We start from the raw sequence: 14,680 nt of genomic DNA, 5'->3' as shown, positions 1-14,680 counted from the left end.
CGATTAGTGTTCCTTTCGAACAAATTGACGCACGATCCACTCTCCGGCGAACAAGCTACCAGTAAGTAAGTAGCTAATCAGACCGTTATACAGCGTCCATATTTTTACTGGCAGGAAACAGGTATAGAGGGCAAAAGCGGCATTCAGTACAAAAAAAACGCACCAAACCATCGTCACTTTGCGAGTGTAAGCAACGCCGCTTGGCGGTAGTTCTGGTTCTTGTAAACGCGCGAGCCTTTCAATGATCGATTGAGGCTGTTTGAGACTAAATGCGAACACGCACAACATGCATATGTTCACAACCACAGGGTAAAACTTAAGCCACCCGTGTTGTTTAAACACCATGCCAAGCGCAACAAGAAGAATACCGACAGCGCCCGTGGTGAGCGCTAGGAATTTAAACTCTTTAAGTGGGGTCTTATTTGCGACGAATAAACGCAAAAGCAACGCAGCAATTAACAAGCCCCCAACTAAGTTCAAGCCAAATTTATCTATACCGAAGTAAACGGCGAAGGGGTAGGCAAACAGTACAATTGCAGACAGACCAGTCAGCAATTGGCGCATTAACTTTCCTTCAATAGCTCAGTGACTGCGTTAACGACATCGTCAACGGTTCTTACTGTACTAAATTCAGCAGGTTTGATTTTTTTACCAGTGACATTCTGTAGGTGCACGACCAAATCAACCGCGTCAATGCTATCTAGATCGAGATCTTGATATAAGTGCGCGTCAGGTTGGATGTCGTCTGCGTCGATTTCGAACAGCTCAACAAGCGCATCTTTAACTTGTTCAAATACTTGATCTTTATTTACATCAGTCATGAATATACCTACAACTTATTCATTAGTTTGAGAAGAAACGTATTTCGCTAGGTTTGCTACAGAAGCAAAGTGTTCGCGCGTATTTGAGTCGTCAGCATCGATGACGATGTTGTATTGCTTTTTAATTGCTAATCCAAGCTCAAGTGCGTCGATAGAGTCTAAGCCAAGTCCATCACCAAAAAGTGGCGCATCCGTTTCAATGTCGTCTACGGTTAAATCTTCAAGGTTCAAAGCATTAATAATAAGTTGCTTAATATCGTTGTGTAACTGTTCCACTGGGACCTGCTTATCAATAAAAGTTTTCTGGAAAAATGTTGTCAGCTAAGTGCTGTTGTAAGCGTCGAGCCGCTATCGTTGGTGACGTAGTTTGCTTTATAAAGGGCTCAATCTCAACTTTATCCTTAACTTCAATTTTGAAAAAGGGCTTTGTTGTTGGCACCTGATACCATTTTTTCTCTTTTGTGAGAAAGCTCGGTGTCACCGTAATATGTACGACTCTTAAATCTCGTTCTGTTCTTACTGCAATTTGCGCCGCGCCACGTTGCAACTTAGGTTTTATGCCTGGTGTTGTTCTTGTGCCTTCCGGAAATATAAGCAACACGTTGCCTTTATTAAATCGTTCTTCACAAAGTGCTAATAAATCATCTGGCGCTTCGTTTGGAATATAGCCGGCCGCTTTTACAATATGCTTCATAAAAGGATTCGACCAAATTGCCGACTTTACTAAACAATCACAGCGATTTAATTGTGAGGCGATTAAAACGTAATCAATTAAACTCGGATGATTGGCAACAATTAAACAATTTCGATCTTGTTGAAGAAGGTCTGCGCCAATAATTTCATAATCAATCGCCCCGCTGAACTTCATTAATTTACAGAATGTGTTGAAAGAATATTGAATCGCGCCTTGAACTTTATATTCACGTTCAGTTTGGTCAGAGACAAAAATACGAATAGTTGGAATCACGATAAAGCTCAGCGCTAAACCACCCAAACCAAATACCGAAAAACAGAAACCCGTGGCGAGCACGCGCCAATACTGATTTAAGCGATTCATTGTTTGCGCCATTCCCAAGATTGCAGTGGGGCATGGATGGTCCACTGAGTTTTGTCTGACAAGTAGTGCTGCAAAAACGCTAAGCCTTGTGGCAAAAGGTGGTCTTGTGTTTCTACGCTGTGGCTGCTGCGTAACGTAAAATCATCGCCGCTTGATAGCACCAAACCTAAGCCAAAGCCCGGATATTGCTGCCGTTCAAATTCGGAGTAGGATTCAGGTAAAGGCTCATCAAAGTCGACCAGCAGAACTTTCTTATCTGGATTGTCTGCTAAAAATAGCCACGCTTCTAATATCGCGCTTTGGAATGTATTTTCCGATGCCGCAATCGAAGTGAGAGGGATTGGCTGCTTGGTTGCGATGGTCGCTAAACCTGCCGCGGTATTGTGCACTGATTGAGAGAACGCCATTGGAGAGGCTTCTTCGCCACTGATGATGTCTGCAACCAGCGCGACACTGCGATGCAGTTCGCCATGACGGCTAGAAAACACCAGATAATCGACCTGATGTTGCTTTAATAATTCGATGGCCGTTTGCACTGCAAGTTTACTTAATGGACTCATTCTTCTGCGCATCATTGCAGGAATATCCGCCACATTTACTTTGCCATCTTGTGGCCAATTTCCGCTTGCAGCCCATTCTTTCCATTCATCAGGTTGAGATAAACCCAGTGAATTCGCTGTCCACGCATCAATATTGAACGAAATTTTGATCTTCGAGTTTGGCATATTTGGTTAAATTGTTTATTTTACAGCTCGATACAATTTGGGCTTCACCCGAATTCATAATAAAAAGGAAATTCTTATGTCGCGCTTTAAGCTGTACATCTCATTATTATTAACTTTGCTTCTTGTCGGTTGTGGACGTGTACAACCTGTATTGAGTGTGGAGGATACTCCAGTTGCGTATGATCTTCAAAATAAACAAGTAAAAATGGCGATTGTGCAATCCGCAACTAACCGTGGTTGGACGATTGAAGAAGTTAGTCCGGGTGTATTAATTGCGAAAATTCACGTTCGTACACACTCTGCTGAAGTAAAAATTCCATACAACAACAAATATTATTCAATTATTTATCTCAACTCAGTAAATCTCAAAGCAAGTGATGGCAAAATTCACCGCAATTACAATCGTTGGGTAAACAATTTAAATGTTGATATTCAGCGAGCACTTGCGTTGTTGGGCACTCAGTCTCAGCAATAAAAATTATTAAATGCAGTTAGGTTTTTTCGTGTTAAATCAAAATAATGATCCTTTTAATGCTTTTGAAGCAAAAACAGAAGCTCAAAAATTATCTTTTGCCCCTATCGTTTTCCATACCGCGAGAACGCTCAGAGATTTGGGTATATTAGCGGCGCTCGATAGCGCTGGTTCAAAAGGCATGAGCGCCATTGATATCGCCGAAAAAACAGGCGTGTCAGAATATGGTGTCAAAGTGCTGCTAGACATGGCGATAAGTGCGCACATTGTTTTGTGGGAAAAACCTAACTACTCACTGGCCAACCTCGGGTTCTACTTGTTGTACGATGGCATGACCCAAGCAAACATGGATTTCACGGCCGACGTTTGTTATGCCGCGATGATGCACCTGACTGAAGCAATCAAAGACGGCAAACCTGCTGGATTGAAAGAGCTGGGCGATTGGGAAACCATCTATCAAGGGTTGTCGACATTACCTGAGCAAGCTAAGCAGAGCTGGTTTAAGTTTGATCACTTCTATTCGGATCGTTCTTTCCCATTGTTGCTTAAAGAAGTGTTTGCCAATGAGCCAAAACACATCGTCGATATCGGTGGCAATACGGGTAAATGGGCAATGCAGTGCTGCGACTACGATAAAGATGTGCATGTGACCATTGTTGATTTGCCGCAGCAATTGGAAGTCGCGATGTCTAACGTGGCAGAGAATCAGCTCAGCGAGCGCGTGCATCCGTATCCTGCCAATATGCTTGATAAAGCCCAAACATTGCCTGATCATGCCGATATTTGGTGGATGAGCCAGTTCTTAGATTGTTTCTCTCCAATTGAAATTTTAAATATTTTGAAGAAAGTGAAGGCGCAGTTGAGCGCGGGCGATACCGTTTACGTTCTCGAACTGTTTTGGGATGCGCAGAAATATGCGGGTGCGTCATACAGCTTAAATGCCACCTCGCTTTACTTTACCTGCCTAGCCAATGGTAATAGCCGTTTCTACCGTAGTGATGATTTCCTAGAAATTGTTGAAGCAGCAGGTCTCTCTGTTGTGGAAAGAACGGACAACATTGGCCTCGGACATACCTTATTAAAACTCCAAGCAAGCTAGTATAAAGAATGAAAACAGAGCACAAGCAAGTTGTCGTCGTTGGCGCAGGTCCTTCGGGTTCCACCGTTTCTGCGTTGCTAAAATCCCGTGGTATTGATGTTGTCGTGATCGAAAAAGCGACGTTCCCTCGTTTCTCAATTGGCGAAAGCTTACTTCCAGCTTGTATGGAGGTGGTTGAACTTGCCGGAATGACAGAGGCGGTGAAGCAGCATGGCTTCCAATTCAAAGATGGTGCGGCGTTCCGTCGTAATGGGGTCTACACCAACTTTGATTTCACTGACAAATTTACCGCAGGACCAGGCACCACATTTCAGGTTCAACGCGCCAGTTTTGATAAAGTGCTCGCTGACAGCGCCGCAGAGCAGGGCGTCGATATTCGTTATCAACATGAGCTGGTTAGCTTGGCGTTTGAAGGCAAAAAATCGCGCTTAGAAGTGGTTGGCCCTGATAAGCAGGCGTATCAAATCGAAGCCGATTTTGTTTTGGATGCGAGTGGTTTTGGCCGAGTGCTGCCGCGTTTGCTGGATCTGGAAGAACCTTCTTGCCTTCCACCAAGAAAAGCGATCTTTACGCATATCGAAGATCATATTTCACCACAAGAACCAGAGTACGATCGCAACAAAATTCTGATTTCAGTCCATCCTGAAAATCACGACGTATGGTACTGGCTCATTCCATTCTCGAATGGTACGTGTTCGTTTGGTGTGGTGGGTGAGCCTGAGTTTTTCGAGCAATACCCTGAAGATAAGCTTGCAGCTTTGCAGCAGTTGGCTAATGAAGAGCCGGGTTTGGCATCTTTATTGCGAAACGCGAAGTACCCAAATCCTGCAGGAGAGTTGGGTGGCTATTCAGCGAACGTCAAACGCTTAGCCACAGAACACTACGCGCTGCTTGGTAACGCGGGCGAATTTTTAGATCCGGTATTCTCATCGGGTGTCACTATCGCGATGAAGTCGGCTCAATTTGCTGCTGATTGCGTTGTGCGTCAATTGAACGGCGAAGTGGTTGATTGGCAAGAAGAGTACTCAGAACGCTTGATGGTTGGTGTCAACACGTTCCGCACTTATGTGGAAGGATGGTACAACGGCACGCTTCAAGACGTGATTTTCTACCAAGCTCCAAATCCACGCATTAAACAGATGATCAGTGCAATATTGGCTGGTTACGCGTGGGATACCGAGAACCCATACGTCAAGCAAAGTGAACAACGCTTGTCGACACTGGCTGAGTTAGTACGTGGCGAAGGTTTTTAATTACTAAGAAAAAACCATTAAAAAAATCTCATTAGCCCCATCTGTGATTCATAGATGGGGCTTTTTATTGCCTTGATTTTAATAAGGTTATTCATTTTTTTGGTGGGTTATTGAACGTTGAAATTGCTCTAAAGGTGACTTTGGTCACATAAATGTTTGCTATAGCTGATATTTCTATAAAACCTGTAGGAAATGGATTACATTTTGGGAGTGTTCCCTCAACTTGGTTATGTCGTGAAAAAGGTATCTAAGCGACTGTATAAATTAGTAAAGTTTAAAAAACGGCAGCCACTCAAAGCTGTATTGTTTTCCTTTACTTCCATGTTGAAGGGCAGGCAACAGCGCCTCATTAAAATGTTTCCTTTTTATCCCCAACGTTCCCATCGATGTATTTTTTCTCCCGAGCCATTTCAAGAGCCTTCTGAGCATGTTTTGGCATGGGGACAGCGAGTTAGCCCTGTATTCAAAAGCAAAGTGGTCGAAATTTGCTCTGAGCTAGAAATCAACCCGAATCATCTAATGGCTTGTATGGCCTTTGAGACGGCTGAAACGTTCAGCCCTAGCATTAGAAACGGCTCAGGGAGTGGGGCGACAGGTCTGATTCAGTTCATGCCCGCAACCGCGAAAAACTTGGGGACGAGCACTAAGCATCTCGCCATGATGAGCGCCGTTGAACAGCTCGATTATGTGAAAGCTTACTTTTGGCCTTATCGACACCGAATGTCTTCGTTGGAAGATGTTTACATGGCGATTCTCTACCCCGCGGCAATCGGGAAGTCACCCTCACACGTGCTGTTCAAACAAGGTTCGATCGCTTACCGACAAAATGCAGGCATCGATCGTCACAGCAAAGGTAACATTACGTTGAGTGATGTTTCTTATAAAGTTAGGCAGAAGCTGGCGAAAGGTTTGCAGCCTAACTTTATGGGTTAGCGTCGCCATCGTTGGCGTCGGTGGTTGTTTCCGACTCTGTCTCTCGGCTCACTTTAACTTGTACAATCCGGTGATGTTTGACGTTTAACACCTCAAACTGCCAGCCCTCATAGTCGACCAACTCTCCGGCATTTGGAAGGCGTCCTAACCACCAAGTTAAAAAGCCATTGAGGGTTTGAAAACCTTCACTATCTTCGCCTTCAATTGTGGTCAATCCCAGTTTGTATTTGAGTTCGTTGAGAGGAATCAGCGCATCCATCAGCCAACTGCCGTCTTTTTGCTGCTTCGCCCAGATTTGTTCTGGTGCCATTCCTAATTCGCCAGCGATGGACTTGAGCAAATCGTATAAGGTGACTAAGCCTTGCACGTCTCCATATTCATCAACAATAAATACCATCTCTGCGCTGGTTTGCTGCATGTAGTTCAGCAGAGGCAAGCCTTTCATCGATTCCGGTACAAAGCGCGGATGTTTGAGCAATTTACCGAGTCTCGAAACAGACAGGTGGTCGTACTCATCAAGCAATACTTTTGAGGAGATGGTACCGATGATGTTATCTAAACCGCCTTTGCACACTGGCCAAACTGAGTGTTGAGTTTGACGTAGGTGTTTGAGAATCGCATCCAGCGGCAAGTTGGTGTCCAAAAAATGGATGTCGCAGCGCGGCGTCATTAAAGACAGGGCTAAACGATCATTGAGGTGCAGTAGCTTGCGGATCATCAGTTGTTCTTGCGGTTCGATGGCTCCTGATTCCGAACCTTCATTGACGACGGCAAAGATGTCTTCTTCTGTGACGATTTCGCCTTGGTTTTCGTTTTGGCGCAGAAGTTTAAGTAATGCGTCTGTCGACACAGTAAGTAAGAACACAAAAGGTCTGGCAAGTTTGGCTAACCAATGAATCGGATAGGCGACCACAATTGCGATGCTTTCCGCGTTGTTTTGCGCAAAACGTTTTGGCACGAGTTCACCGATGATGATCGCGAAGTAAGTGATCAAAATAACAACGCTGGTGGTCGCAAGAATGGTGGCGACTTCGCGCTCTAGCCCTTGGACAACGAGCCAGTGTTCAAAAGGAATGGACAGCGTCGCTTCACCAAAAATGCCACTGAGTAGACCGATGGCAGTAATGCCGATTTGGATAGTCGAAAGAAACTGGGTAGGGTTGTTTTTTAGTTCTAAAGCGAGAGCAGCAGGTGCGTTGTCTTCGGCCATCATTTTTAGTCGGCCGCTTTTCGCCGCGACTAACGCAATCTCAGACATAGCGAAAATGCCGTTTAGTGCGATCAATCCAACAAGCAATAAAATGTCCATGGAGCCTTCCAGTAATGCACACGTTAGCAGCATAACGAGATTCTTACGCGAGAAACGTGAGGTTGTGAATAATTCAACGCGTCATGCCAACAGAATGTCTTATTAAAAGGATAGAGTTCATTTGTTGAATGTGGTTTTCGCGTCCAGACGAATGATTCTGTTACTTGACTGGGATTCTGATAAACTACGCGCCCATTTCCTCTTTAGAGACGTTTCTATGCCATTTTCTAAGCTTGGTTTAAGCGCACCAATTACGGATGCCGTAACGGCGCTGGGTTACGAAAAACCGACTTCTATCCAACAAAAAGCGATTCCAATTGTGCTGCGTGGCAGCAACTTGATCGCGGCTGCGCAAACAGGCACGGGTAAAACCGCCAGCTTTGTGTTGCCAATCTTAGAAAAGCTCAGCCAAGGTGAGACGCAACGTAAAAAGCGCGCTCGTGCCATCATTCTTACGCCAACGCGCGAACTGGCTCTGCAAGTGCATCAAAGTATTGAAGCGTACGGGAAGAACTTGCCACTGCGCTCAATGCCGATGTTTGGTGGCGTGGAATATGCGCCGCAGAAACAAGCGCTGATTGAAGGCGTAGATATTGTGGTGAGCACACCAGGACGTCTGATTGATTTATACGGCCAGCGTGCGATCCATTTTGATGAAGTGGAAATGCTGGTATTGGACGAAGCCGATAAGATGCTTGATATGGGCTTTATCGACTCGATCGATAAGATCATCGATTGCATGCCAGAAGATGTTCAAAGCTTGCTGTTCTCGGCTACGTTGTCGAACCCAGTTCGTGATTTGGCCAAAAACGCGATTGTTGATCCTGAAGAGATTACGATTGCAAAATACAGCGCATCTAAGTCGAACATCAAGCAGTGGATCACCACCGTCGATAAAGACATGAAGTCATCGCTTTTGAGCCACATGCTGAATGAAAACGACTGGTCGCAAGTGCTGATCTTTATTGAAACAAAACACGGCGCGGCCAAATTGGTTAGCCAGCTTGAGAAGCGCGGCATTGTGGCTGAAGCGTTCCACAGTGGTCGCAATCAGCGTGTTCGTCAGGAACTGATTGAGAAGTTCAAAGCGGGTGAAATTCAGTATCTGGTTGCAACCGGTGTCGCCGCGCGTGGTATTGATATCGACAACTTACCAGTAGTGATTAACTACGATTTACCATTCCCTGCGGATGAGTACGTACACCGCATCGGGCGTACTGGCCGTGCTGGCGCGCAAGGTGAAGCGATCTCTTTGGTATCGAAGGATGATTTCAAAAACCTGTGCATGATTGAAAGCCGTCTGGGCCACTTGCTTGAGCGTGTTGAAATCGAAGGTTTTGCTCCAAGAAAGCCAGTGCCGATTTCGATTTTGAATTACGTACCTAAGAATAAGCGTAAACCACAAGACAATCGTCCGCGTCGTGAGCATTCTGAACAGCGTGACGCAAAATAGTCTGCTGACACATTGAAAGCAAAGCCGCATTCGTGCGGCTTTTTTGCGTTTAGAACCGCCGAAAATACGATGGATTTTGTCTGGTTTGTCGATCGTGATGAGGAAAAAAGTTAAATCGTGTCATACGCTTAACACTCAAAATGCAAATAACTGCGTAAATGTTTTGTCAAATTTCTGTCCTCATATTTGCAGAAGGGCAGGAATAGGCGCAGACTTTCGCGCTTGCTAATTAATGCATAAATGAGGCACGAATGAAAACAGGTGATAAGCAATTCGCTGTTATTGGTCTTGGCCGATTTGGTTTGGCGGTATGTAAAGAATTACAAGATTCTGGGTCACAAGTCTTAGCGGTCGACATCAATGAAGATCGAGTGAAAGAAGCTGCAGGTTTTGTGAGTCAGGCCATTGTGGCAAATTGTACTCATGAAGAAACGGTCGCAGAGCTCAAGCTCGATGATTACGACATGGTGATGATTGCCATTGGTGCAGACGTGAATGCCAGTATTCTTGCTACTCTGATAGCAAAAGAGGCGGGTGTAAAATCGGTATGGGTAAAAGCTAACGACCGATTCCAAGCTCGCGTTCTGCAAAAAATTGGCGCAGACCACATCATCATGCCAGAGCGCGATATGGGCATTCGTGTGGCGCGCAAAATGCTGGATAAACGCGTACTCGAATTTCATCCATTGGGCAGCGGATTAGCGATGACAGAGTTTGTTGTTGGCTCGCGTTTGATGGGTAAAACGTTAAGCGATTTGGCGCTGTGCAAGGTCGAAGGCGTGCAAGTGTTGGGCTTTAAACGTGGCCCTGAAATCATCAAAGCGCCTGATATGAGTACCACGCTTGAAATCGGCGATCTCATTATTGTGGTTGGCCCGCAAGACAAGTTGGCAAACAAGCTGAAATCATTATGACGCAATTTCATCAGAGAGGCGTTTTTTACGTCCCAGACGGCAAACGAGATAAAGCGAAAGGTGGCGAACCGCGCATTATATTGCTGAGCTTTCTCGGAGTGTTGTTGCCTTCTGCTGTTCTGCTTACGCTACCAGTTTTTTCGGTTTCTGGTCTGTCTATTACTGACGCGTTGTTTACAGCGACTTCAGCCATTAGTGTGACTGGATTAGGTGTGGTCGATACAGGCCAACATTTTACGCTCGCGGGTAAAATTCTTCTGATGTGTTTGATGCAGATCGGCGGCTTAGGGCAAATGACCTTATCTGCGGTGCTGCTCTATATGTTTGGGGTGCGCTTGAGTCTACGTCAGCAAGCGTTAGCCAAAGAAGCACTTGGCCAAGAAAGGCAAGTCAACCTGCGTCGTTTGGTGAAAAAGATCGTCACATTTGCGCTGGTGGCAGAGGCGATTGGTTTTGTCTTCCTCTCGTATCGTTGGGTGCCAGAAATGGGGTGGCAGACGGGCATGTTCTATGCGCTGTTTCATTCTATTTCGGCTTTCAACAATGCTGGCTTCGCTCTCTTCTCTGACAGCATGATGAGTTTTGTCAACGATCCGTTAGTGAGTTTCACCTTAGCTGGTCTGTTTATCTTTGGCGGCTTGGGTTTCACCGTGATTGGTGATGTTTGGCGACATTGGCGTAAAGGTTTCCACTTCTTACATATTCACACCAAAATCATGTTGATTGCCACGCCGTTACTGCTGTTGGTGGGAACGGTGCTGTTTTGGCTTTTGGAACGTCACAACCCCAACACCATGGGCTCGCTCACTACTGGCGGGCAATGGCTGGCCGCTTTCTTCCAATCAGCCAGTGCGCGGACAGCGGGTTTTAACAGTGTTGATTTAACGCAGTTCACGCAACCGGCATTACTCATCATGATCGTTTTGATGTTGATTGGTGCGGGTTCGACCTCTACGGGTGGCGGTATCAAGGTGTCTACTTTTGCTGTCGCGTTTATGGCGACGTGGACGTTCTTGCGTCAAAAGAAACACGTGGTGATGTTTAAGAGAACGGTAAACTGGCCAACGGTAACGAAGTCACTGGCAATCATTGTGGTGAGCGGAGCAATTCTCACCACCGCGATGTTTTTGTTGATGCTGACGGAGAAAGCTTCTTTTGACAAAGTGATGTTCGAAACGATTTCTGCTTTTGCAACGGTTGGGCTTACTGCAGGTTTGACGGCGGAGCTTTCGGAACCAGGTAAGTACATCATGATCGTCGTGATGATCATTGGCCGTATTGGGCCTTTGACGCTCGCATATATGTTAGCGAGACCAGAACCAACCTTGATTAAATACCCAGAAGACACGGTTCTTACTGGTTGATTTGTCAGTAATAAGCAAAATGAACGTAAAATAACGCTTTGAATTTAAAGTGATATTTTGATTTTTTTGAGCGTCGATTGGTCATCGGCGCTCAAACATTTATAAATAACGTGGTCTTCTGCTCAAATTTTCTTTTTGATCCCCTTGTCAGCATTCCCTTATCCTTTCATTTCTGTACCATTCATTCACTTAATTTATATCTAATGCGTAAATAACCATCAGGTAACCGCTCATTAAATTGATGGGTATCTGAGTTCGTTTTACGCATGGTGAATTGAAAAGATGGAGCCGTACTTTGAAATTCCACACCCTTGCCTTGACCATGCTGACTGCACTTGTTGCCGGAAACAGTATGGCAACGACCCCACCATCACCAATTTGGCATCCGATCACGCTGAGTGACGGAAGCAATAGCGAGGCGATTTTACGCGGAACTGCTGATTTCCATTGGTTTGAAGACAAACAAGGCAATGCTTTGATTCAGGAAGATGGCGTTTGGTTTTTTGCCCAGATCCAGCGTAATTCAGACACCCCTGAGTTGCTCTCGACTGGTATTGAGAAAACCCAATCCAGTGATGCGCCTGATTCAGCGAAGTTTCGTCCTGACGTGCAAGTTAAGCCGGAGTTGTCTTCGTTAAAAGCGATTGAACCTATGGCTCGCCAAAACTTATTGCGCACAGCACAAGGTTATCAGGCGATGAGCAGCTCGAGCGTGAAACAGCAGCCTTTGTTGGTTGTGCAGGTTTCTTTTAACGATCAAGCGATGGTGCACAATTTCGAGCAACGTGTTTTCGACACGAATGGCCAAAGCGTTGTGGATTACTTTGATAAAAACTCTCAAGGTAAATTCAAAGTCGTCCCAGCTATCGAGAGTTACGGCACCGCGAATGATGGTGTGATCAATGTGTCCGTGGCACAAAGCCACCCAAATTGTCACTCTAGTTCTAGCGATACCACATGTACGGCCAAGCTGAACGCCGTGTTTACAGAGGCCTACCAAAAACTGGATCCGTACTTCAATCTTTCTGCTTACGACAGTAACCAAGATGGAACCGTTGAACCTTCAGAGTTGTCAGTGATGTTTATCTTTGCTGGTGGCGACCGTTCAACCGGATTCCTTGACCGTCCTGCTATCTGGCCACACAAATTCTCTCACAATGATGTCACGCTAGATGGCAAAAAGATCACTGACTACTGCGTGTTTGCTGACTACCAAGTTGATCATCAAGCGACGTTGGGTGTGATCGTACATGAGCTTGGCCACTTAATGCTTGGCTTGCCGGACTTGTACGCAAGGAACAGTGATGCCTCGATCGGTTCTTGGGGCGTGATGGGTGCTGGTTCATGGGCGAAGAAACCGGGTGATTCGTACTCAGGTGATACGCCCGTTAACATGAGCGCATGGAGCAAACACGCGGCTGGTTTCGTTGTACCAACGATCACTCATGAAAGCCCGACGCCTATTTCTGTGAATAACGACGACGTCAAATTGGTGTATCTCGACCCATACTTAAAAGAGTTTGGCCCACGCGTGTATTTGGAAAACCGTACCTTTAGCGGTTACGACCGAGCATTGGCGGCAGAAGGGGTATTGGCGACGTCTGTGAACGTCCAGAACCGCTTTAACGATGTTGGCGCGATGCAGGTTCAAATCATGCAGGCTGATGGTTTGAATGAGTTAGAAAATGATGGAAGCAGTGATTCCGGCGATTTGTACCCTAACGGTGGCACTGAGATTTCCGACACTTCTAATCCAGGACTTCAAGCAATTGCTGGGTTTGAAACTGGTGTTCGTATTTCTAACATTGCTAGCAGTACGAATGGCGGCAGTTTCTCCCTTGAGCAAGCGAGCGAGCCAAACAAATCGGCTTGGCTGAACTCTCTCTATCAAGGTTATGTGTTTGCTAGTAGCACAAATACGCTGGCGGTTTCACTAGATTTAAATAACGCTACAGAACTGGATGGTATTCAGCTGTATGCGCAAAGAAGCAGCCTTCAAAGTGATATGACTTACCGAGTATGGCGATTCCCATTCTCAGGTAATGCGGGTTACCGGTTGGTGTTAGACCAAGACAGCGCTGAACTTCTACAACAAGGTTCTTTCCAAAAATCATCACGAATCTTATTCCCTCAGCCAAGCCAACTAAGTGCGGGTCAGCATCTGTTGGTGGTGGAATTGGAAGGCGGTGAGTTTGAAGCGAACTTTGATTTCGGTCGTGTTCTAAAAACAGAAAAATCCTCTTTACCTGTGATGTGGACAGGCAGCAATAGCGACATGTACACATTTGGTTTGAATCAGACAGGTTTCTCTTTCGTGCCGTTTGCCGCGCTGCTGAATGTGGATGCGAGTCATGTCGTTGAGGCAAAAGCAGACTCATTGCAAACCGATAAGAACAAGTCAATCGAACTGAACTTGATGGACAATGACTTTATGGCCGTTGGTTATCAGTTCAATGTGGACATCGTTCAACAACCAGAACATGGCACTATTTCGGGTAATCAGTACCAACCTGAAATGAATTTTGTTGGTTTGGACCGTTTTCAATATCGTTTGTTGTCGATTGATGGTGCCTACTCATCTTCAATCGTGAATGTTCAGGTGGAAGTGCTTGGCAGCAACGAAGTGCCAGTTGCCGTGATTAATGTTGATAATCAAGACATGACGGTTGGGCAGCGAGTCACGTTGTCTGCATTAAATAGTACGGATGCTGATGGTGATGTGTTGAGTTATCGATGGGAGCAGTTGGCTGGCACTTCAGTTTCTCTTGGCAATGCAACCAGTGTTAGCGCAAGCTTTACGGTGCCTCAAGGTGCAAAAGCGGGTGAGGTTCTGACATTCCGCCTTACGGTTGCGGATCCAAGTAACGAAACTTCCAGTGCGACCATCGATTTAACCGTGCAAAACTCAGCTCCAATTACGCTAGCGGATACGGCGACAGTCGCCGTCGGTGAAAGCATTGTGATTGATGCAGTGGGCAATGATTCGGACGTGAACGGTGATAAACTGGTTGTACAAAGTGTACAAAACTTAACGGGAGAAGGAATCGCGAGTGTAGAGAACGGAAAAATCCGCTTTCAAGCACCGGATAGTCCGGCTGACGGCATCAAGCTGCAATACACGGTTTCGGATGGCAAAGGTGCTACTGCAACGGGTGAAGTGACCGTGACGGTTGTTGCTTCTTTGAAAACAACGACGTTCAAAAATTCGGAGGGTGGCGGCAGTGTTTCTTATTGGGCTCTGATGTTACTCGCGGTATTGGGCTGGCGACGCCGCGTCTAA

Annotated in this window: 14 protein-coding genes; 8 read left to right on the top strand and 6 right to left on the bottom strand. The window is 45.8% G+C overall.

Features of this window, described 5'->3' with window-relative positions; genetic code table 11:
* Positions 1–3: 3 nt before the first annotated feature.
* From ACF8OV_RS00615 to ACF8OV_RS00595, 5 genes are read right to left on the bottom strand one after another with little or no spacing between them, the layout of a single operon-like run.
* A complete protein-coding gene (locus ACF8OV_RS00615; RefSeq protein ID WP_203503970.1) occupies positions 4–564 on the bottom strand; it encodes a hypothetical protein in 561 nt (186 codons plus the stop codon).
* The gene (locus ACF8OV_RS00610; protein ID WP_005460583.1) at positions 564–821 is read right to left on the bottom strand and encodes an acyl carrier protein; all 258 of its coding nucleotides are present in this window, start codon (positions 819–821) and stop codon (positions 564–566) included. The genes ACF8OV_RS00615 and ACF8OV_RS00610 overlap by 1 nt, the downstream gene beginning before the upstream one ends.
* A gap of 15 nt (positions 822–836) precedes the next feature.
* Positions 837–1,097 (bottom strand): phosphopantetheine-binding protein, encoded by a 261-nt coding sequence (locus tag ACF8OV_RS00605; protein ID WP_005457487.1) that lies wholly within the window; start codon positions 1,095–1,097, stop codon positions 837–839.
* 13 nt (positions 1,098–1,110) lie between these two features.
* Positions 1,111–1,878: a 1-acyl-sn-glycerol-3-phosphate acyltransferase gene (locus tag ACF8OV_RS00600; RefSeq protein ID WP_015296424.1), complete on the bottom strand. Its 768-nt coding sequence runs from the start codon at positions 1,876–1,878 to the stop codon at positions 1,111–1,113.
* The gene (locus tag ACF8OV_RS00595; RefSeq protein ID WP_024700927.1) at positions 1,875–2,603 is read right to left on the bottom strand and encodes a beta-ketoacyl synthase chain length factor; all 729 of its coding nucleotides are present in this window, start codon (positions 2,601–2,603) and stop codon (positions 1,875–1,877) included. The genes ACF8OV_RS00600 and ACF8OV_RS00595 overlap by 4 nt, the downstream gene beginning before the upstream one ends.
* 76 nt (positions 2,604–2,679) lie before the next feature.
* Between ACF8OV_RS00595 and ACF8OV_RS00590 the strand changes: the two genes are divergently transcribed.
* The 4 genes from ACF8OV_RS00590 (at position 2,680) to ACF8OV_RS00575 (ending at position 6,360) form a co-directional block, all read left to right on the top strand.
* Positions 2,680–3,078 (top strand): lipoprotein, encoded by a 399-nt coding sequence (locus ACF8OV_RS00590; RefSeq protein WP_005460588.1) that lies wholly within the window; start codon positions 2,680–2,682, stop codon positions 3,076–3,078.
* Positions 3,079–3,088: 10 nt separating this feature from the next.
* Positions 3,089–4,174, top strand: a complete 1,086-nt coding sequence (locus ACF8OV_RS00585; RefSeq protein WP_031822528.1) for a methyltransferase — start codon at positions 3,089–3,091, stop codon at positions 4,172–4,174.
* A gap of 8 nt (positions 4,175–4,182) precedes the next feature.
* Positions 4,183–5,427: an NAD(P)/FAD-dependent oxidoreductase gene (locus ACF8OV_RS00580; protein WP_203503973.1), complete on the top strand. Its 1,245-nt coding sequence runs from the start codon at positions 4,183–4,185 to the stop codon at positions 5,425–5,427.
* Between the two features lie 192 nt (positions 5,428–5,619).
* Complete coding sequence (locus ACF8OV_RS00575) at positions 5,620–6,360, top strand: transglycosylase SLT domain-containing protein (protein ID WP_025532516.1); 741 nt, start codon at positions 5,620–5,622, stop codon at positions 6,358–6,360.
* On the opposite strand, the gene ACF8OV_RS00570 is transcribed toward ACF8OV_RS00575, so the two are convergent.
* Positions 6,350–7,702: a hemolysin family protein gene (locus ACF8OV_RS00570; protein WP_258496347.1), complete on the bottom strand. Its 1,353-nt coding sequence runs from the start codon at positions 7,700–7,702 to the stop codon at positions 6,350–6,352. The two genes, ACF8OV_RS00575 and ACF8OV_RS00570, sit on opposite strands and share 11 nt — an antisense overlap.
* 184 nt (positions 7,703–7,886) lie before the next feature.
* Here ACF8OV_RS00570 and ACF8OV_RS00565 point away from each other — a divergent pair, with 184 nt between their 5' ends.
* The 4 genes from ACF8OV_RS00565 to ACF8OV_RS00550 all read left to right on the top strand — a co-directional run bounded on the left by ACF8OV_RS00565 (position 7,887) and on the right by ACF8OV_RS00550 (position 14,680).
* Positions 7,887–9,122 carry a DEAD/DEAH box helicase gene (locus tag ACF8OV_RS00565; RefSeq protein WP_193289951.1) on the top strand — a complete coding sequence of 412 codons (1,236 nt, stop codon included), beginning with the start codon at positions 7,887–7,889 and terminating at the stop codon, positions 9,120–9,122.
* Between the two features lie 251 nt (positions 9,123–9,373).
* Positions 9,374–10,036, top strand: coding sequence for a TrkA family potassium uptake protein (locus ACF8OV_RS00560; RefSeq protein WP_005460581.1), 663 nt, complete (start codon positions 9,374–9,376; stop codon positions 10,034–10,036).
* Positions 10,033–11,400: a TrkH family potassium uptake protein gene (locus tag ACF8OV_RS00555; protein ID WP_005460587.1), complete on the top strand. Its 1,368-nt coding sequence runs from the start codon at positions 10,033–10,035 to the stop codon at positions 11,398–11,400. Before ACF8OV_RS00560 ends, ACF8OV_RS00555 begins: the two co-directional genes overlap by 4 nt.
* 295 nt (positions 11,401–11,695) lie before the next feature.
* Entirely contained in the window at positions 11,696–14,680 is a 2,985-nt protein-coding gene (locus ACF8OV_RS00550) for a M6 family metalloprotease domain-containing protein (RefSeq protein ID WP_258496346.1), read from the top strand.

The organism is Vibrio sp. GLN_1 (genome assembly GCF_043106015.1).
In the GTDB taxonomy this organism is placed as follows: Bacteria; Pseudomonadota; Gammaproteobacteria; order Enterobacterales; family Vibrionaceae; genus Vibrio; species Vibrio parahaemolyticus.
The sequence above is the reverse complement of the archived record's forward strand: the minus strand, read 5'-3'. Positions and strand labels throughout refer to the sequence as shown.